This is a genomic window from Cupriavidus sp. NPDC089707 (assembly GCF_044748965.1).
In the GTDB taxonomy this organism is placed as follows: Bacteria; Pseudomonadota; Gammaproteobacteria; order Burkholderiales; family Burkholderiaceae; genus Cupriavidus.
The window spans coordinates 116,667-134,316 of record NZ_JBIVHB010000002.1; the positions used below are offsets into that span (position 1 = coordinate 116,667).

Genomic DNA, 17,650 nt, shown 5'->3' on the forward strand with positions numbered 1-17,650 from the left:
CCATGGACTCAAAATTGACTGGTGCCGCTGCGGGCGGTGCCTCGACCGCCCCCCTTGCTGATCCGGATGTTTCCGATATTTCCGGCGATACCGTGCAACCCCCGCCGGAGGCAGCGTCCGAACACGCCGCGGCCGTAGCTGCCGCGGCCGATGCCGCCGCCGCAGGCCATCCGCCCGAAGTGGCAGCGCAGAAATCGGCAGAAGCCGCCGCCGCCGCGGCCGCGCGCGCCAATCCGCGCAAGATGATCCCCAGCCTGCGTGCGCTGGCCGACGAAGACCGCGCTACCGCAAAGAAGGCGCGCGCATCGTGGCAAATGTTCACGATTATGGCAGAGTTCATCGAGGCGACCGAGTACCTCTCGGAGATCCGCCCGGCCGTGTCGATCTATGGCAGCGCGCGCCTGCGCGAGGATTCGCCCTACTACCAGCGCACCATCGAGATCGCGCGGCTGTTCTCCGATGCCGGCTTCGCCGTCATCTCGGGCGGCGGCCCCGGCATCATGGAAGCGGCCAACAAGGGCGCGCACGCCGGCAAGTCGGCCAGCGTGGGCCTGAACATCGAACTGCCGCATGAGCAGCAGGGCAATCCCTATCAGGACATTGCCATGCGCTTCCGCCACTTCTTCACGCGCAAGGTCACCTTCGTCAAGAACTCGGACGCGTTCATCGTGATGCCGGGCGGCTTTGGCACGCTGGACGAGCTGGCCGAGGTGCTGACGCTGGTGCAGACCGGCAAGTCGCGTTCGGTGCCGGTGGTCATGTTCGGCAGCCGCTTCTGGAAGGGCCTGCTGGACTGGTTCCGCTTCACGTTGCTGCCGATGGGCCTGATCGCCGAGCACGACCTCGACCTGATGAAGATCGTCGACGAGCCGCATGAAGTGCTCGAAGCGGTCTACGACTACTACGAGCGCCGTGGCGGCGACAAGCCGATTCCGCCCAAGGAAGAGATGTTCTACCTGTAAGCGCACCGCCGGGCCCAGGCCCGGCCGGCTTGCCACCGCAAGCCACGCGTCCGGCACACCGGGCGTTGCGCGGGTGCGCAGCGGGGCACGGCCCGGCCTCCAGCGACGGCAGAATTGCTAGAATGGAACCTGTCCGTTCTGCCAAGCCCGGCGCCGCCGGGTTGCAGCCAACCGCCGCATGCCGCGGCGCCGCCCGCCGCCCTTATTGCCCTTATGGCGCCGCGACGCCGCACAGGAGCCCCTGATGACCTCCCGTTCCACCCGGTCGTGCCGTTCTGCCCGGTCCGAAGACCCCCTGCCCGCAGGCCTGCGCCTGCTGGCCGCGGCTGCCGCGACGTTCGCGCTGGCAGCCCCCGTACTGGCACAGGGCAACCAGGAAAGCAGCGCACTGACGCAACAGGAACTGAACCAGATCAACAACCAGCCGATCGCGCCGGCAGCCAAGACGCAGCTGAACCAGCCGCGCCAGCCGAGCTTCCAGCTCAACGAGCGCGACGGCACGCAGGTGCGCGAGTACCGCGACAAGGGCCGGGCCACCGATATCCAGGTCAAGTCCGGCTTTGGCACCAAGTACGAGATGAGCAAGCCGGAAGACAGCTCGCCGCGGATCCGCGAGCACGATGTCAACCGCGTGCCCTCGGTCAACCTGAAGTTCTGACCACGCAAGCGCCCTGCCGCAGCGGCGGCGGGACGCTGACCCACGGCCCGGCATGACCGGGCCGCGCCGGCCCTCCGGCAGTCATGCCGCGGCGGCGGCCCTTGTTTTGCCGCCGCTTTCCGATTCGCTTCACACAACGAGTATGGCCGTATTCACCACGGTCTCGCAGGACGAGATCGCCAGCTGGCTGCTTGATTTCGACCTTGGCGAAGTGCGCGAACTGCGCGGCATCGCCTCGGGTATCGAGAACAGCAATTTCTTCCTAACCTTGGAGCAGGATGGCCAGACACGCCAGTACGTGCTGACCATCTTCGAGCGGCTGTCGTTCGCGCAGCTGCCCTATTACCTGCACCTGATGGCGCACCTGGCCGAGCGCGGCATCCGCGTGCCGGCGCCGATCCCGGCGCGCGACGGCGAGATCCTGCGCCCGCTCAAGGGCAAGCCCGCCACCATCGTCACGCGCCTGCCTGGCGCCTCGCAGCTGACGCCGGACGCGCAGCACTGCGCCGAAGTCGGCGACATGCTGGCGCGCATGCATCTGGCCGGCCAGGACTATCCGCGCCGCCAGCCCAACCTGCGCAGCCTGGCCTGGTGGCAGCGGACCGAGCCCGAAATCCTGCCTTTCCTCGATGCCGGCCAGCGTACCCTGCTGCAACAGGAAATCGCGCGCCAGGCCGCATTTTTTGCCAGCGCCGACTACGCCAGCCTGGGCGAAGGCCCGTGCCACTGCGACCTGTTCCGCGACAACGTGCTGTTCGAGGAAGACGGCAGCGGACGCCACCGTCTCGGCGGTTTCTTCGATTTCTATTTTGCCGGCAACGACAAATGGCTGTTCGACCTGGCGGTCACCGTCAACGACTGGTGCATCGACCTGGCCAACGGCGAACTTGACCACGCGCGGGCGCAGGCGATGCTGCGGGCTTATCATGCGGTCAGGCCACTGACCGGCACCGAGGCCGCGCACTGGCAAGACATGCTGCGCGCGGGCGCGCTGCGCTTCTGGGTATCGCGGCTGTGGGACTTCTACCTGCCGCGCGAGGCCGACATGCTGCAGCCGCACGACCCCACTCATTTCGAACGCATCCTGCGCCGGCGCCTGGACGCCAGTCCCGCGCGCCCGCTCCCCTGGATCTGATCCGTCATGCAACTACTGGAAGTTCCTGCCAAGGAAGGCTACGTCTGGTTCCGCCAGGGTATCTGGCTGTTCCGCAAGAATCCGCTGACTTTCCTGATGCTGCTGTTCGTCTACCTGATCGCCGCGCAGCTGGCCATCGTGGTGCCGCTGATCGGCATCATCGCGCTGCTGGTGGTCACGCCGGGCCTGTCGGTCGGCGTCATGACCGCATGCCGCGACGTGATCCAGAACAAGCGCGTGCTGCCCACTGTGCTGCTGGCGGGCTTTCGCACCAACGGCAAGGAAGCCACGCGCAACCTGCTGGTGCTGGGCGGCATCTACGCCGGGCTGGTGTTCCTGCTGGGGCTGATCGCCGGCGCCGTGGTCGACATGAGCGCGCTGGTGCCGATCGTGCTGAAGGAAGAAGCGCCCTCGGCCGAAGCGGTGCGGCAGCTGTACTACGCGATGATGATCGGCGCGCTGCTATACACGCCGATCGCGATGATGTTCTGGTTCGCGCCGTTGCTGGCGGCCTGGCACGGCGTGCCACCGGTCAAGGCGCTGTTCTTCAGCTGGACCGCGTGCTGGCGTAACCGGGGAGCGTTCTTCACCTACATCGTGCTGTTCGCAATGCTGCTGGTGGCAATCCCGTTCTTCCTGGAAGCGGTGTTCAGCGCGTTCGGGGCGGAGACGGTGCTGTCGTTCCTGGTGACGCCGTATTCGCTGCTGATGCTGGCGATCTTGTATTGCTCGTTCTATGCCACGTACCGCGGGTGTTTCAACGTGACGCCGCCGGGCGTGGAGCCGGCAGCGCCGGTGGTTTAAGTCTGCATTTTTCAGCGCTGATGGTTTGCCCCCTCTCCCGCAAGCGGGAGAGGGGAGCACACCGGCGGCAAACACGCCCATAATTACTCCCCAAACGTCTTCACCATCGCGTCCGCCGCCATCCGCAGGTCGGGCACGAATCCCATCAGTCGGTCCATCGTCATCCGCGCCAGCGGCGCCTGCACCGCGATCGCCGCGCAGGCGCGGCTGCGGTTGCGCATCACCGGCACCGCCACTGCAATCATCCCCTCAAGGTTTTCCTGGTTGTTGATGCCCAGCCGACGCCGCCGCGTCTCGGCCAGTTCCGCATGCAGGGTCGCGGCATCGGTGATGGTACGCGCCGAATGCGCGCGCAGCGGCAGGTTGGACACCAGCCGCTCGCGCTGCGCGCAAGGCAGGAACGCCAGCAGCAGCTTGCCGCTGGCGGTGCAATGCAGCGGCACGCGCGAGCCAGGCTGCAGGTGCATGCGCAGCGGCCATTGCGTTTCGACCCGGTCCAGATAAACCACGTCGTCGCCCGACAGCATGGTCAGGTTGCAGGTCTCGCCAACCTTGTCGACCAGTTGCTGCAGGATCGCGTGCCGCGCCGCGGCCGGACCCGCCTGCATCAGCACATTGACCGCGAGCTGGCGCACGCGTGACGAACATTCATAGCCGGGGCTGCCCGCCGTGCGCGATACCAGCCAGGTGCTTTCCAGCTGCTTGAGGATGCGGTGCACGGTCTGCTTGGGCAGGCCGATCTCCTGCACGATGGCCGACAGCGGCATGGGCCCGTCGGCCGCGGACAGGATCTCCAGGATGCGGAAGGCGCGCACCGCGGCGGCGTTCGAGTGATTGCTCATGGATGCAATTTAGCGGATTCCGGGACGCCATGGCGTCCCGAAATCTGCATTACCGGTTGCAGCCCGCAGCCGTGCTCGCGAAAGCGCACAAATTGGGACGGCATGCCTGTCTGGGTTCTCTAGATTCGATCCGGGGCCGCTGCGGCGGACCTACCCACCAACCCCGCGATCCAACCCCGGAGCCGATCCATGAGTGTGCAGACACTGCAGCGCCAGCAGTCCCATCCCACCGATGTGCCCGCGCAGGAAGACCAGGTCGATGCGATCGTGGCGCGCGCCCGGCAGGCGCAGCGCGCGTTCGCGCGTGCCGGCCAGGCCACCGTCGACAGTGCCGCGGCCGCCGCCGCGTGGGCCATCATGGAGCCCGCGCGTAACCGCCAGCTGGCCGAGCGGGCCGTGGCCGACACCGGCCTTGGCAACGTCGACGACAAGATCCGCAAGAACCATCGCAAGACACTGGGCCTGTTGCGCGACCTGCACGGACGCAAGACCGTCGGCGTGATCGCGCGTGACACGGCCACCGGCATCACCGAGATCGCGCGGCCAGTCGGCGTGGTTGCCGCGATCACGCCGTCGACCAACCCCGGGGCGACGCCGGCCAACAAGATCATCAATGCGCTCAAGTGCGGCAACAGCGTGGTGGTCGCGCCCTCGCCCAAGGGACAGGGCACGTGCGAACTGCTGCTGTCATTCATCCACGCCGAATTCGCGCGCGCCGGCCTGCCCGCCGACCTGGTGCAGATGCTGCCCGCGCCGGTGTCGAAAGCCTCGACCGCCGAGCTGATGCGCCTGGCCGACCTGGTGGTGGCCACCGGCTCGCAGGCGAACGTGCGCATGGCCTACACCTGCGGCACGCCGGCGTTCGGAGTGGGCGCAGGCAACGTGGCCGCCATCGTCGATACCAGCGCGGCGCCGGGCGATGCGGCGGCAAAGATCGTCCGCTCCAAGACCTTCGACAACGCCACCAGCTGCTCGTCGGAGAACAGCCTGGTGATCCTCGACGCGGTCTACCACTCCATGCTCGAAGCGCTTGCCGCTGTCGGCGGCGTGCTGCTGACGGCCGAGGAAAAGGCGCGGCTGCAAGCGCTGATGTGGCGGCATGGCAAGCTCGCCGGCGACATGACCGGCCAGAGCGCGCTGCGCATGGCCGAGCTGGCGGGCCTGGCGCGCGTGCGTGCGCTGCAGCCGACCATGCTGCTGGTGCCGGAGACCGGCGTCGGCAGCGACTATCCCTTCTCCGGCGAAAAGCTGTCGCCAGTGCTCACGCTCTACCGCGCCGCCGATTTCACAGCCGCCGTGGCGCGCGTGGCCAGCCTCTACGACTACATGGGTGCGGGCCACTCCGTCGGGCTGCATACGGCCGATCCGCAGCAGGCGCTGCAACTCGGGCAGGAACTGCCGGTGGCGCGCGTGATCGTGAACCAGGCGCACTGCTTCGCCACCGGCGGCAATTTCGACAACGGCCTGCCGTTCTCGCTGTCGATGGGCTGCGGCACCTGGGGCGGCAACAACTTCTCTGACAACCTCGGCTGGCGGCAATACCTCAACATCACGCGCATCGCCGAACCGATCGCCGAGCGCGTACCCGACGAGCGCGAACTGCTGGGCGACTATTTCGCGAGGGTCGGCCAATGAACGCGCGCATCCGACCCGAAGTGCCCGACACGCTGGCCACGCTGGCCACGCTGCTGGCCGCCCGTGCCGCGCAGTTTCCCGACAAGGCCTACCTGCTGTCTCCCGACAGCGGCCGCGCGCTGAGCTTCAGCGCCCTGGCCGCCGACGCGGACGCGCTTGGCCGCTGCTATGCCGAGGCCGGCCTCGCCAGCGGCCAGACGGTGTCGGTGTACCTGCCCAACGGCGAACAGACCGCGCGGCTGCTGCTCGGCACCATGGCGTGCGGGCTGGTGGCCAATCCGATCAACCTGCTGTGCCAGCCCGCGCAACTGCGCTACATCGTCGGGCACGCGGACACGCGGCTGGTCTTCACGTCGCCCGAAGGCGAAGCCGCGATCCGCACGGCGCTGGCCGAAGCCGGCGTGGAGGTGCCAGTGGTGGTCACCGCGCCGGACGGCAACACTTTGCCCGCGCTGCCGGTACGGCAGGCCGGCGCTGCCCCCCTTCCGCCGCCGCAACCGCACCATCCGGCGCTGCTGATGTACACCTCCGGCACCACGGGCACACCCAAGGGCGTGCTGCTGACCCACCGCAACCTGGCCGCCAACGGCGCCAGCGTCAGCCGCGAGCATGCGCTCGGCGCGGGGGATCGCGTGCTGGCCACGCTGCCGCTGTACCACATCAACGGGCTGGTGGTGACCGCGATCGCGCCACTGGTGCATGGCGGTTCGGTGGTGATGCCGACGCGCTTCTCGGCCAGCGCGTTCTGGCACGACATTGCCCGCCATGGCTGCACCTGGCTCAACGTGGTGCCGACCATCATCGCCTACCTGCTCAACGATCCCGACGGCCGTGCGCCCGCCGGCGTGCGCTTCTGCCGCTCGGCTTCCGCCGCCTTGCCGCCGGAGCACCATCGCGCGTTCGAGCAACGCTTCGGCATCGGCGTGATCGAGACCATGGGCATGACCGAAACCGCGGCGCCGGCGTTCAGCAATCCGCTCGATCCGCAGCAGCGGCGCATCGGCAGCATCGGCCGGCCCTCCGGCACGCAAGCACGCGTGGTCGGACGCGATGGGCAACCGCTGCCCGACGGCGAGACCGGCGAGATCGTGCTGCACGGCGAGAGCGTGATGGCGGGCTACTACAAGGCGCCAGAGGTCACGCGCGAGGCCTTCACGCCCGACGGCTGGCTGCGCACCGGCGACCTCGGTTACCGCGATGCGGAGGGCTACTTCTACATCACCGGTCGCGCCAAGGAACTGATCATCAAGGGCGGCGAGAACATCGCCCCGCGCGAGATCGACGAAGCGCTGCTGCGCCATCCGGGCGTGCTGGAAGCGGCGGCGGTGGGCGTGCCCGACCCGGCGTACGGGCAGGAGATCGTCGCCTTCGTCGTCAGGCGCGAAGCCGCCGCCTGCGACGACGCAGCGCTGCGCGCGCACTGCCTGCGCGAACTGGGCCGCTACAAGACGCCCAGGGAATTCCGCTTCATCGCGGAATTGCCGCGCGGGCCCTCCGGCAAGGTGCAGCGGCTGAAGCTGCTGGACCCTGCCTGACCTGACGCCTCTTCCCTTCCCTAACCCTAGCCAAGGAGTCCGCTTACCCGCCATCACGACATCCGGAGACACGCACAGAGACACACAGCTGATTGCTCAAGGACGGGGCAGCGCGGCCAGGACTCATCCCTGGTGCGCCCCGGCGAGCCGCAAGCGCATGGCAATGGACCATGCGCCGGCCGCCGCCCCGTCAACACCACGCGCGCCCGCCGCGCATAGGAGGTGGTTATGCAGCAACGCATCAAGACCCGGCACATGATCCTCGGCGTCATGTGCCTGATGTACTTCATCGCCTATATCGACCGCGTCAACATCTCGGTTGCCGCCCCGCTGATCCGCGAGGAGATGGGGCTGACGTCTTCGCAGCTGGGGCTGGTGTTCTCGGCCTTTGCCTATCCCTATGCCGCCATGCAGATCCTGGGCGGCTGGATGTCCGACAAATTCGGGCCCAAGAAGGTGCTGATCGTGCTGTCGCTGATCTGGGGCGTGGCCACGGTGCTGACCGGCTTTGCCGGCAGCGTGATGATGCTGGTGGTGCTGCGCTTCGTGCTGGGCATCGGCGAAGGCGGTGCGTTCCCGACCGCCACGCGCGCCTTCACCTACTGGATGCCGGTGGCGGAACGCGGCTTCGCGCAGGGCATTACGCACAGCTTCGCGCGGCTGGGCGGAGCAATTACGCCGCCGATCGTGCTGGCCATCGTCGCGGCGGCGGGATGGCGCGAAGCCTTTGTCGTGCTGGGGGTGGTGAGCCTGGGCTGGACCGTGCTGTACGCAATGACGTTCAAGGACTCGCCCGACAAGCACAAGCGCGTCACGCCGGAAGAACTGCAGGAGATCGGCTACCGGCGCGGCGATTCGCAGCAGGCGGCCAAGGCGCCCACGCCGTGGCGGCGGCTGTTCCGCCGCATGTGGCTGGTGACCTTCGTCGACTTCTGCTATGGCTGGTCGCTGTGGGTCTACCTGACGTGGCTGCCGTCGTACCTGAAGGAAGCGCGCGGTTTCGACCTGAAGCAACTGGCGCTGTTCACCGCGCTGCCGTTGATGGCAGGGGTGGTCGGCGATACGCTCGGCGGCGTGCTGTCGGACCGCATCTACCGGCGCACCGGCAACCTGCGCCTGGCTCGGGGCGCGATCCTGTTCGTCGGCCTGGCAGGCTCGCTGATGTTCATCGCACCGATGACCTTCACGGCCGATGCCGTCAACGCGGTGATCCTGCTGTCGCTGTCGTTCTTCTTCCTGGAGCTGACCAACGCCGTGCTGTGGAGCCTGCCGCTGGACATTGCCGGCAAGTACGCCGGCACCGCGGGCGGCATGATGAACACCGGTTTCGGGCTGGCCGGCATGGTGTCGCCGGTCGTGTTCGGCTACCTGATCGAGCGGACCGGCAGCTATGACCTGCCGTTCATGATCTCGGGGGCGTTGCTGGGCGTCGGCGCGGTGGCATCGCTGTTCATCAATCCGTTGCGGACCGTGGACAGCCCCGAGTCCAAGGCCGGCGAAGTGCGGCACGCGCTGTCCTGAGCCTGCCAGCGGCGCCGGCCCTGCCGGCGCCGCTCAGTCGATCGCGTCGAGCTTCGCCACCGACAGCGCCAGCCATTTGGCGCCGTGGCGCTTGAACTTGATGTTGGCGCGAGCGTCGTTGCCTTCGCCCTCCAGCGCGGTGATCACGCCTTCGCCGAACTTGTTGTGGAACACCGACTGGCCCACGCGCAAGCCGGTGCCGGCCTCGCGCTTGGCGTCGGCGTAGCCGTTGCCCTTGTCCATGCCACCGGTCGGGCGCGTGCCGGTGTAGGGAACATCCTCCGGCTTGCGGAACCAGTCGCGGCCCCAGGCGTTGTCGCGTTCCTGGCGGCGTACGCCGCCGTAGCCCTGAACCGCGGGCGTCAGCCACTTGAGCGCGTCTTCGGGCAGTTCCTCGAAGAAGCGCGAGCGCACGTGGTACTTGGTCTGGCCGTGCAGCACGCGGCTCTGCGCGAACGACAGGAACAGGCGCTCGCGCGCACGCGTGATCGCCACGTACATCAGGCGGCGTTCTTCTTCCAGCCCGTCGGGGTCCATCATGCTGTTCTCGTGCGGGAACAGCCCTTCCTCCAGTCCGGTGATGAAGACCACGTCGAACTCCAGCCCCTTGGCCGCGTGCACCGTCATCATCTGCACGGCGTCCTGGCCGGCCTGGGCCTGGTTGTCGCCGGCCTCCAGCGAGGCATGCGTCAGGAACGCGACCAGCGGCGTCATCACCACCGGCAGCGCCTCGGGGTCGAGCACCTGCTGGGACTGGTCGCCGTCGGCCAGCACCGGCGTGGCGGGCGCACGATCCGCGGGAATCACCGCGGCGAGCGCATCCAGCCCGTAGCCTTCTTCCACCACGAAGGCCTGCGCGGCGGTCACCAGTTCCTGCAAGTTCTCGATGCGGTCCTGGCCTTCCTTCTCGCCCTGGTAGTGGGTGATCAGGCCGCTGGTGTTGATCATGTACTCGACGGTCTCGGCCAGCGTCATGCGGCGGGTCTCGTCGCGCATCTTGTCGATCAGGCGCGTGAAGGCGGCAAGCTTGCTGCCGGCCGCGCCGGGCACGTAGGCCACCGCCTCGGACAGCGCGCAGTCATACTGGCGCGCCATGTCCTGCAGCACCTCCAGCGAACGCGCGCCGATGCCGCGCGCGGGGAAGTTGACCACGCGGCCGAAAGCGGCATCGTTGCGCGGGTTCTCCAGCAGCTGCATATACGCCAGCGCGTGCTTGATTTCGGCGCGCTCGAAGAAGCGCAGGCCGCCATAAACGCGGTACGGGATGCCGGCGGAGAACAGCGCGTGTTCGATCACGCGCGACTGCGCGTTGCTGCGGTACAGGATGGCGATCTCGGCGCGGCTGGCGCCCTGCGCGATCTGGTCGCGGATTTCCTCGATGATCCAGCCCGCTTCCTGGCCGTCGGAGCCGGCCTGGTACACGCGCACCGGCTCGCCGTGGCCGGCGTCGGTGCGCAGGTTCTTGCCCAGGCGGCGCGCGTTGTGCGAGATCAGGTGGTTGGCCGAATCCAGGATATGCCCGTGCGAGCGGTAGTTCTGCTCCAGCTTGATCAGCCGGCGCACGCGGAACTCATGCTCGAAGTCGCGCATATTGCCGACGTTGGCGCCGCGGAAGGCGTAGATGCTCTGGTCGTCGTCGCCCACGGCAAAGACCGCGGCCGGGTTCTGCGTGCCGTGGCCAGCCAGCAGCTTGAGCCACTGGTACTGCAGCACGTTGGTGTCCTGGAACTCGTCGACCAGCACATGGCGGAAGCGGTGCTGGTAATGCTGGCGGATCGCGTCGTTGTAGCGCAGCAGCTCGAAGCAGCGCAGCAGCAGCTCGGCGAAGTCGACCACGCCCTCGCGCTGGCACTGCATGTCGTAGGCGGCGTAGAGGTCGACGAAGCGCTTGTTGAAGTCGTCGTTGGCCTCGACATCGGCCGGACGCAGGCCCTGCTCCTTGGCGTTGTTGATGAAGTACTGCAGGTTCTTGGCCGGGTACTTTTCGTCGTCAACGTTCAGCGACTTGAGCAGCCGCTTCAGTGCCGAAAGCTGGTCCTGGCTGTCCAGGATGGCGAAGGTCTGCGGCAGGCCGGCGTCGCGGAAATGCGCACGCAGCATGCGGTTGCACAGGCCGTGGAAGGTGCCGATCCACATGCCGCGGGTGTTGATCGGCAGCATCGACTGCAGCCGCGTCTGCATTTCCTTCGAGGCCTTGTTGGTGAACGTCACCGCCAGGATGCCCGCCGGCGAAACCCGGCCGTTCTGCAGCAGCCAGGCGATGCGCGTGGTCAGCACGCGGGTCTTGCCGCTGCCCGCGCCCGCCAGGATCAGCGCCGGCTCGTCAGGCAGGGTGACGGCGGCAAGTTGTTCGGCGTTCAGGTTGGCGAGCAGGTCGGACATCGGAGGGGCCTTGTGGAATGGCGCCAATTATACCGGTCGGCCCTGTCCGATCCGTCACATCCGAGGGGCGAAAACTGCCCGGCATGCAGGCGTGCGCCGGCCTCGGCCAGCCTTTTCTGCCTGGGACCGCTGTCCGCAAAATAGGCAGCGACCGGCCCGCCCCCGTATAATTTGGGGTTTCACTGGCGCAAGGCCGCCAGGCGCAGGCTGCCGCACCCCGCTGAGCCCTGCGACGCATCCAGACGCCAACATCGACATCCCAGCATGACCGCCCAAGACCAATCGCTTGCCAAGAGCTTCGAACCCGCCGCCATCGAGGCGAAATGGGCCCCCGAGTGGGAGAGCCGCGGCATCGCCAAGCCGACCTTCGACCCTGCCCGCCCGGACTTCGCGATCCAGCTGCCGCCGCCGAATGTGACCGGCACGCTGCACATGGGCCATGCCTTCAACCAGACCATCATGGACGGCCTGGCCCGCCACGCGCGCATGCAGGGCGCCAATACGCTGTGGGTGCCGGGGACCGACCACGCCGGCATCGCCACCCAGATCGTGGTGGAACGCCAGCTCGAGGGCGAGGGCGTGTCGCGCCATGATCTCGGCCGCGAGAAGTTCACCGAAAAGGTTTGGGCCTGGAAGGAGGAGTCGGGCTCGACCATCACCCGCCAGGTGCGGCGCATGGGTGCGTCGATCGACTGGAGCCGCGAGTACTTCACCATGTCGCCGGAGATGTCGACGGCGGTGACCGAAGCGTTCGTGCGCCTGCACGAGCAGGGCCTGATCTACCGCGGCAAGCGCCTCGTCAACTGGGACCCGGTGCTGGGCACCGCCGTGTCGGACCTGGAAGTCGACAGCGTCGAGGAAGAAGGCTCGCTGTGGCATATCCGCTATCCGCTGGTCGAGGCTGACGCCAAGGGCGTCCTGACCCACCTGACCGTGGCCACCACGCGTCCGGAAACCATGCTGGGCGACGTGGCCGTGATGGTCCACCCGGAAGACGAGCGCTACGCGCACCTGATCGGCAAGTCGGTGCATCTGCCGCTGACCGGCCGCCAGATCCCGGTGATCGCCGACGAATACGTCGACCGCGAATTCGGCACCGGCGTGGTCAAGGTGACCCCGGGCCACGACTTCAACGACTACGCCGTCGGCCAGCGCCACAACCTGCCGCAGCTATCGATCCTGACGCTGGACGCGAAGATCGTCGCCGACGCGCCGGCCGCCTACGCCGGCCTGGACCGCTTCGATGCGCGCAAGGCCATCGTCGACGACCTGGACAAGCGAGGCCTGCTGGCGGAGGTCAAGAAGCACAAGCTGATGACCCCGCGCAGCGAGCGCACCGGCAGCGCGATCGAGCCGATGCTGACCGACCAGTGGTTCGTCGCGATGAGCAAGCCGGCGCCGGAAGGCACCTTCTACCCCGGCCGCTCGATCGCCGAGGTGGCGCTGGAAGCCGTGCAGAGCGGCGAGATCAAGCTGGTGCCGGAGAACTGGATCAGCACCTACAACCAGTGGCTGGGCAATATCCAGGACTGGTGTATCTCGCGCCAGCTGTGGTGGGGCCACCAGATCCCGGCGTGGTACGACGATGCCGGCAACTGCTTTGTCGGCCGCACCGAAGAGGAAGCGCTCGCCAAGGCCAGGGCCGCCGGCAGCACCGGCGCGCTGCGCCGCGAGGAAGACGTGCTCGACACCTGGTTCTCGTCGGCACTGGTGCCGTTCTCCTCGCTGGGCTGGCCGGGGGAAACCCCGGAGATGAAGCACTTCCTGCCGTCGTCGGTGCTGGTCACCGGCTACGACATCATCTTCTTCTGGGTGGCGCGCATGGTCATGATGACCAAGCACTTCATCGGCAAGGTGCCTTTCCATACCGTCTACGTGCACGGGCTGGTGCGCGATTCGGAAGGCAAGAAGATGAGCAAGTCCGAGGGCAACACGCTCGACCCGGTGGACCTGATCGACGGCATCGACCTCGACACGCTGCTGAAGAAGCGCACCACCGGCCTGCGCCGTCCCAAGGACGCGCCCAAGATCGAGAAGAAGACCAAGAAGGAATTCCCGGAAGGCATTCCCGCCTTCGGCGCCGACGCGCTGCGCTTTACCTTCGCATCGCTGGCGACGCTCGGGCGCAACATCAACTTCGATACCGGCCGCTGCGAGGGCTACCGCAACTTCTGCAACAAGCTGTGGAACGCAACCCGCTTCGTGCTGATGAACACCGAAGGCCATGACTGCGGCATGGGCCCGTGCAACAACGACTGCGGACCGGACGGCTACCTGCACTTCTCGCAGGCCGACCGCTGGATCGTGTCGCTGCTGCAGCGCGTGGAAGCCGACGTCGAGAAGGGCTTCGCCGAGTACCGCTTCGACAATATCGCCAACGCAATCTACAAGTTCGTCTGGGACGAGTACTGCGACTGGTACCTGGAACTGGCCAAGGTACAGATCCAGACGGGCACCGAGGCCCAGCAGCGCGCCACCCGCCGCACGCTGCTGCGCGTGCTCGAGACCGTGCTGCGCCTGGCGCACCCGATCATCCCGTTCATCACCGAAGAGCTGTGGCAGAAGGTGGCCCCGCTGGCCGGCCTCGCCAAGGGCGACGGCAGCGAGACCATCTCGCTGCAGGCCTACCCGCTGCCGGCCGTCGCCAAGATCGACGAGGACGCCGAGCAATGGGTGGCGCGCCTGAAGGAAGTGGTCGATGCGTGCCGCAACCTGCGTGGCGAGATGAACATCTCGCCGGCCCAGCGCATTCCGCTCTACGCCGAAGGCGACAGCGAATTCCTGAAGGCGGCCAGCGCACATATCCAGGCGCTGGCGAAACTTTCCGAGGTCCGCGTCTTCGAAGACGAGAGCGCCCTGCAAGCTGAAGGCGCCGGTGCCCCGGTGGCCATCGCCGGCGGCAACCACCTGCTGCTGAAGATCGAGATCGACGTCGCCGCCGAGCGCGTGCGCCTGTCGAAGGAGATCGAGCGCATCGGCAGCGAGATCGGCAAGTGCCGCGGCAAGCTCTCCAACGAAAGCTTTGTCGCCAAGGCGCCGCCCGCGGTGGTGGCGCAGGAGACACAGCGCCTGGCCGATTTCGAGCAAACGCTGGCCAAGCTGCAGGGCCAGCTGCAACGGTTGCCGGCCTGACCGGCAGCCGATGACGCCCCTGCCAGTCTGGTTTCCGTCCGGCGGCGTCGGACGGAACCGGACAGACGGCGCCGGTAATGGCTGGCAGGGTTATGAACCAGAATCTGAGAGGTACACCTGATATGGAAAATCGCGTCACCAAGGCCGTCTTCCCGGTCGCGGGCCTGGGCACCCGCTTCCTGCCAGCCACCAAGGCCAGCCCGAAGGAAATGCTGCCGGTGGTGGACAAGCCGCTGATCCAGTACGCCGTGGAAGAAGCCATGGCCGCCGGCATTACCGAGATGATCTTCGTCACCGGCCGCTCCAAACGCGCCATCGAGGACCATTTCGACAAGGCCTTCGAGCTGGAAGTCGAGCTGGAAGCCAAGAACAAGCAGGCGCTGCTGGACGTGGTGCGCTCGATCAAGCCCGCCAACGTGGAGTGCTACTACGTGCGCCAGCCCGAGGCGCTGGGCCTGGGCCATGCGGTGCTGTGCGCGGCCAAGCTGGTCGGCGACACCCCGTTCGCGATCATGCTGGCCGATGACCTGATCGACGGCAACCCGCCGGTGATGAAGCAGATGGTGGATACCTACAACCACTACAACTGCTCGGTGCTGGGCGTCGAGGAAATCACGCCGGAGCAAAGCCGTTCCTACGGTGTGATCGATGGCCGCGAGTGGGATGAAGGCGTGATCAAGTGCTCGGGCATCGTGGAAAAGCCCGCGCCGGAAGACGCCCCGTCCAACCTGGGCGTGGTCGGCCGCTACATCCTGACGCCGCGCATCTTCGACCACCTGCGCGAGCTCAAGCCCGGCGCCGGCGGTGAGTTCCAGCTGACCGACGCGATCCAGTCGCTGCTGGGCCAGGAGCAGGTGCTGGCCTACCGCTACCAGGGGCGCCGCTATGACTGCGGCAGCAAGCTGGGCTACCTGAAGGCGACGGTCGAGTTTGCGCTGAAGCACTCTGAAGTGGGCGCCGAATTCAGCGCCTACCTGGAGTCGCGCGAGCACCTGACGCGACCGAACAGCTGAGCGTTCGCCTCGTTCACCGAAAGAAAAAGCCGCTTGAAGCGGCTTTTTCTTTGTTTTTTGTTCGATCAGCGGCGGCGCATGTAGAACACAAACACCTTGTCGACTTCCGAATGCGACAACAGCTCGTTGCCGGTCTGCTTGGCAAAGGCCTGGAAATCGCGCGTCGCACCGGGATCGGTCGCCAGCACTTTTAGCACTTCGCCGCTGGCCATGTCGGCCAGGGCCTTCTTGGTGCGCAGGATCGGCAGCGGGCAGTTCAGGCCGCGCGCATCCACTTCTTTCTGGAACTCCATTCGTCTCTTCCTTCGGCTTCTGGGACTATTCGGGGGACTGTTACCAGCGGTATTGTAGCGAAGCCCCGACCTGGCTGAAGTCATGCGGCCGGCGCGGGTCCTGGATGTCCTCGCCGGTCTGCCGGTCGAAGAAGCGCACCGGGTAGCCACGCGCGGCCAGCCAGTCGGCCACGGCGAAGCCGGTACCTGCCGACCATACGCGCACGTCCTCGGGCGCCATCAGCTTGTATTCGGCCAGTTCCTCGGACAGTTGGACGGTACCAGTCGCCTTGACGTGGTAAGCGATGATCAGCTCGTTCTTGCGCATGAACTCGTAGACGCCGATCAGCGACACCGACTCGGTATCAAGGTTGGTTTCTTCCTTCAGCTCGCGCGCCACGCCCAGCTCGGGCGGCTCATCGCGCTCCAGGAACCCCGTCACCAGCGCAAACATCTGCTGCGGCCAGGCGGCGTTGCGCGCCAGCAGCAGCTTGTCCTGGTACTCCACCACCGCGGCCAGCACCGGCAGTGGGTTGTTCCAGTGCACGAAGCCGCATTCATGCTGCACGCAGGCGTGGCGTTCGCGCCCGGACAGCGGCAGCACCTCGAGCGGCGCACCGCACTGCGGGCAGAATCGGTATTGCATTTGGGGGCTCCTGTAGGGGTCTCGTTTCTCGTTATCAGTATGATCGCGCTGCCGCGTTCAGGCACCCATTGAGGCACCGCATGCCGCGCGCATGTCGTCGGCCAGCGCCTCCACCGTCTGCGGCTGCAGGTCCCACGAACACATGAAGCGGCAGCCGCCGGCACCGATAAAGGTATAGAAGCGCCAGCCCTTGGCGCGCAGCGCCTCGATCGCCGGCAGCGGCAGTTCGGCGAAGACGGCGTTGGACTGTGTCGGGAACATGATGCGCACGCCAGGGATATCGGCAATGCGCTGCTGCAGCAACTGCGCCATCGCGTTGGCATGGCGCGCGTTGGCCAGCCACACATCGTTCTCGAGCAGGCCCAGCCATGGCGCCGAGATAAACCGCATCTTCGACGCCAGCTGCCCGGCCTGCTTGACGCGGTACGCAAAATCCTCGGCCAGGCGGCGGTCGAAGAACACCACCGCCTCGCCCACCGGCAAGCCGTTCTTGGTGCCGCCGAAGCACAGCACGTCGACACCGGCGCGCCAGGTGATCTCGGACGGATGCACGCCCAGCGACGCCACCGCATTGGCAAAGCGCGCGCCGTCCATATGCACGCGCAGCTGCCGGCGCTTGGCGATGGCGGCGATCGCGCGCACCTCTTCCACGCTGTACACCGTGCCAACCTCGGTCGACTGCGTCAGCGACACCACCTTGGGCTTGGGGTAGTGGATATCGGAGCGGCGCGTGACCAGCGCCTCGATCGCATCGGGCGTGAGCTTGCCATGCTCGCCCGGCGCGGTCAGCAGCTTGGAGCCGTTGGAAAAGAACTCGGGCCCGCCGCACTCGTCGGTCTCGATATGCGCCAGCTCGTGGCAGATCACCGAGTGGTACGACTGGCACAGCGCCGACAGCGCCAGCGAATTGGCCGCCGTGCCATTGAACACGAAGAACACCTCGCAATCGGTCTGGAACAGGTCGCGGATGCGGTCGCAGACTTTCTGTGTCCAGCTGTCGTCGCCATAGGCCTGCTCGTGGCCGCTGGCGTTGGCTTCCAGGAAATACTTGAGCGATTCCGGGCAGAAGCCGGCGTAGTTGTCGGAGGCGAAGTGCTGCATGGTGTTCAGTCA

14 protein-coding genes are annotated in these 17,650 nt (G+C 66.9%); 9 read left to right on the top strand and 5 right to left on the bottom strand.

The genetic code is table 11. The annotated features are described in order from the left end of the window. Positions 1 to 2 precede the first annotated feature (2 nt). From ACIP1U_RS03895 to ACIP1U_RS03910, 4 genes are all read left to right on the top strand, one after another. Positions 3 to 962, top strand: coding sequence for a TIGR00730 family Rossman fold protein (locus tag ACIP1U_RS03895; RefSeq protein WP_400312030.1), 960 nt, complete (start codon positions 3 to 5; stop codon positions 960 to 962). A 244-nt stretch (positions 963 to 1,206) separates the two neighbouring features. Continuing rightward, complete coding sequence (locus ACIP1U_RS03900) at positions 1,207 to 1,620, top strand: hypothetical protein (protein WP_400312032.1); 414 nt, start codon at positions 1,207 to 1,209, stop codon at positions 1,618 to 1,620. Between the two features lie 142 nt (positions 1,621 to 1,762). Then, entirely contained in the window at positions 1,763 to 2,755 is a 993-nt protein-coding gene (locus tag ACIP1U_RS03905; protein WP_400312034.1) for a homoserine kinase, read from the top strand. Positions 2,756 to 2,761: 6 nt separating this feature from the next. Then, positions 2,762 to 3,559 (top strand): BPSS1780 family membrane protein, encoded by a 798-nt coding sequence (locus ACIP1U_RS03910; RefSeq protein WP_400312037.1) that lies wholly within the window; start codon positions 2,762 to 2,764, stop codon positions 3,557 to 3,559. A gap of 83 nt (positions 3,560 to 3,642) precedes the next feature. On the opposite strand, the gene ACIP1U_RS03915 is transcribed toward ACIP1U_RS03910, so the two are convergent. Next, positions 3,643 to 4,401 (bottom strand): IclR family transcriptional regulator, encoded by a 759-nt coding sequence (locus ACIP1U_RS03915; protein ID WP_400312040.1) that lies wholly within the window; start codon positions 4,399 to 4,401, stop codon positions 3,643 to 3,645. 189 nt (positions 4,402 to 4,590) lie between these two features. Here ACIP1U_RS03915 and sauS point away from each other — a divergent pair, with 189 nt between their 5' ends. From sauS to ACIP1U_RS03930, 3 genes are all read left to right on the top strand, one after another. Then, positions 4,591 to 6,036, top strand: coding sequence for an acylating sulfoacetaldehyde dehydrogenase (sauS, locus tag ACIP1U_RS03920; protein WP_400312043.1), 1,446 nt, complete (start codon positions 4,591 to 4,593; stop codon positions 6,034 to 6,036). Further along, positions 6,033 to 7,571 carry an acyl--CoA ligase gene (locus ACIP1U_RS03925; protein ID WP_400312046.1) on the top strand — a complete coding sequence of 513 codons (1,539 nt, stop codon included), beginning with the start codon at positions 6,033 to 6,035 and terminating at the stop codon, positions 7,569 to 7,571. Before sauS ends, ACIP1U_RS03925 begins: the two co-directional genes overlap by 4 nt. A gap of 228 nt (positions 7,572 to 7,799) precedes the next feature. Continuing rightward, positions 7,800 to 9,092 carry an MFS transporter gene (locus tag ACIP1U_RS03930; protein WP_400312048.1) on the top strand — a complete coding sequence of 431 codons (1,293 nt, stop codon included), beginning with the start codon at positions 7,800 to 7,802 and terminating at the stop codon, positions 9,090 to 9,092. A gap of 33 nt (positions 9,093 to 9,125) precedes the next feature. Here ACIP1U_RS03930 and ACIP1U_RS03935 read toward each other — a convergent pair whose 3' ends face one another. Beyond that, a complete protein-coding gene (locus ACIP1U_RS03935; protein WP_400312050.1) occupies positions 9,126 to 11,474 on the bottom strand; it encodes a UvrD-helicase domain-containing protein in 2,349 nt (782 codons plus the stop codon). Between the two features lie 264 nt (positions 11,475 to 11,738). Here ACIP1U_RS03935 and ACIP1U_RS03940 point away from each other — a divergent pair, with 264 nt between their 5' ends. Both ACIP1U_RS03940 and galU read left to right on the top strand, forming a co-directional pair. Beyond that, complete coding sequence (locus ACIP1U_RS03940) at positions 11,739 to 14,606, top strand: valine--tRNA ligase (RefSeq protein WP_400312053.1); 2,868 nt, start codon at positions 11,739 to 11,741, stop codon at positions 14,604 to 14,606. Between the two features lie 122 nt (positions 14,607 to 14,728). Then, positions 14,729 to 15,619, top strand: coding sequence for a UTP--glucose-1-phosphate uridylyltransferase GalU (galU, locus tag ACIP1U_RS03945; protein ID WP_400312056.1), 891 nt, complete (start codon positions 14,729 to 14,731; stop codon positions 15,617 to 15,619). A gap of 65 nt (positions 15,620 to 15,684) precedes the next feature. On the opposite strand, the gene ACIP1U_RS03950 is transcribed toward galU, so the two are convergent. Genes ACIP1U_RS03950 through ACIP1U_RS03960 form a run of 3 tightly spaced genes read right to left on the bottom strand, consistent with a single transcriptional unit; the run spans position 15,685 to position 17,638 of the window. Beyond that, a complete protein-coding gene (locus ACIP1U_RS03950) occupies positions 15,685 to 15,912 on the bottom strand; it encodes a sulfurtransferase TusA family protein (protein ID WP_029045528.1) in 228 nt (75 codons plus the stop codon). 40 nt (positions 15,913 to 15,952) lie between these two features. Further along, positions 15,953 to 16,537 (bottom strand): NUDIX domain-containing protein, encoded by a 585-nt coding sequence (locus ACIP1U_RS03955; RefSeq protein WP_400312060.1) that lies wholly within the window; start codon positions 16,535 to 16,537, stop codon positions 15,953 to 15,955. 57 nt (positions 16,538 to 16,594) lie between these two features. Further along, complete coding sequence (locus ACIP1U_RS03960) at positions 16,595 to 17,638, bottom strand: threonine aldolase family protein (RefSeq protein WP_400312062.1); 1,044 nt, start codon at positions 17,636 to 17,638, stop codon at positions 16,595 to 16,597. Positions 17,639 to 17,650 lie beyond the last annotated feature (12 nt).

Excerpts from the sequence above, each read along its gene's own strand:
- ACIP1U_RS03895 (WP_400312030.1), top strand. The coding sequence starts at position 3 with ATGGACTCAAAATTGACTGGTGCCGCTGCGGGCGGTGCCTCGACCGCC.
- ACIP1U_RS03900 (WP_400312032.1), top strand. The coding sequence starts at position 1,207 with ATGACCTCCCGTTCCACCCGGTCGTGCCGTTCTGCCCGGTCCGAAGAC.
- ACIP1U_RS03905 (WP_400312034.1), top strand. The coding sequence starts at position 1,763 with ATGGCCGTATTCACCACGGTCTCGCAGGACGAGATCGCCAGCTGGCTG.
- ACIP1U_RS03910 (WP_400312037.1), top strand. The coding sequence starts at position 2,762 with ATGCAACTACTGGAAGTTCCTGCCAAGGAAGGCTACGTCTGGTTCCGC.
- ACIP1U_RS03915 (WP_400312040.1), bottom strand. The coding sequence starts at position 4,401 with ATGAGCAATCACTCGAACGCCGCCGCGGTGCGCGCCTTCCGCATCCTG.
- sauS (WP_400312043.1), top strand. The coding sequence starts at position 4,591 with ATGAGTGTGCAGACACTGCAGCGCCAGCAGTCCCATCCCACCGATGTG.
- ACIP1U_RS03925 (WP_400312046.1), top strand. The coding sequence starts at position 6,033 with ATGAACGCGCGCATCCGACCCGAAGTGCCCGACACGCTGGCCACGCTG.
- ACIP1U_RS03930 (WP_400312048.1), top strand. The coding sequence starts at position 7,800 with ATGCAGCAACGCATCAAGACCCGGCACATGATCCTCGGCGTCATGTGC.
- ACIP1U_RS03935 (WP_400312050.1), bottom strand. The coding sequence starts at position 11,474 with ATGTCCGACCTGCTCGCCAACCTGAACGCCGAACAACTTGCCGCCGTC.
- ACIP1U_RS03940 (WP_400312053.1), top strand. The coding sequence starts at position 11,739 with ATGACCGCCCAAGACCAATCGCTTGCCAAGAGCTTCGAACCCGCCGCC.
- galU (WP_400312056.1), top strand. The coding sequence starts at position 14,729 with ATGGAAAATCGCGTCACCAAGGCCGTCTTCCCGGTCGCGGGCCTGGGC.
- ACIP1U_RS03950 (WP_029045528.1), bottom strand. The coding sequence starts at position 15,912 with ATGGAGTTCCAGAAAGAAGTGGATGCGCGCGGCCTGAACTGCCCGCTG.
- ACIP1U_RS03955 (WP_400312060.1), bottom strand. The coding sequence starts at position 16,537 with ATGCAATACCGATTCTGCCCGCAGTGCGGTGCGCCGCTCGAGGTGCTG.
- ACIP1U_RS03960 (WP_400312062.1), bottom strand. The coding sequence starts at position 17,638 with ATGCAGCACTTCGCCTCCGACAACTACGCCGGCTTCTGCCCGGAATCG.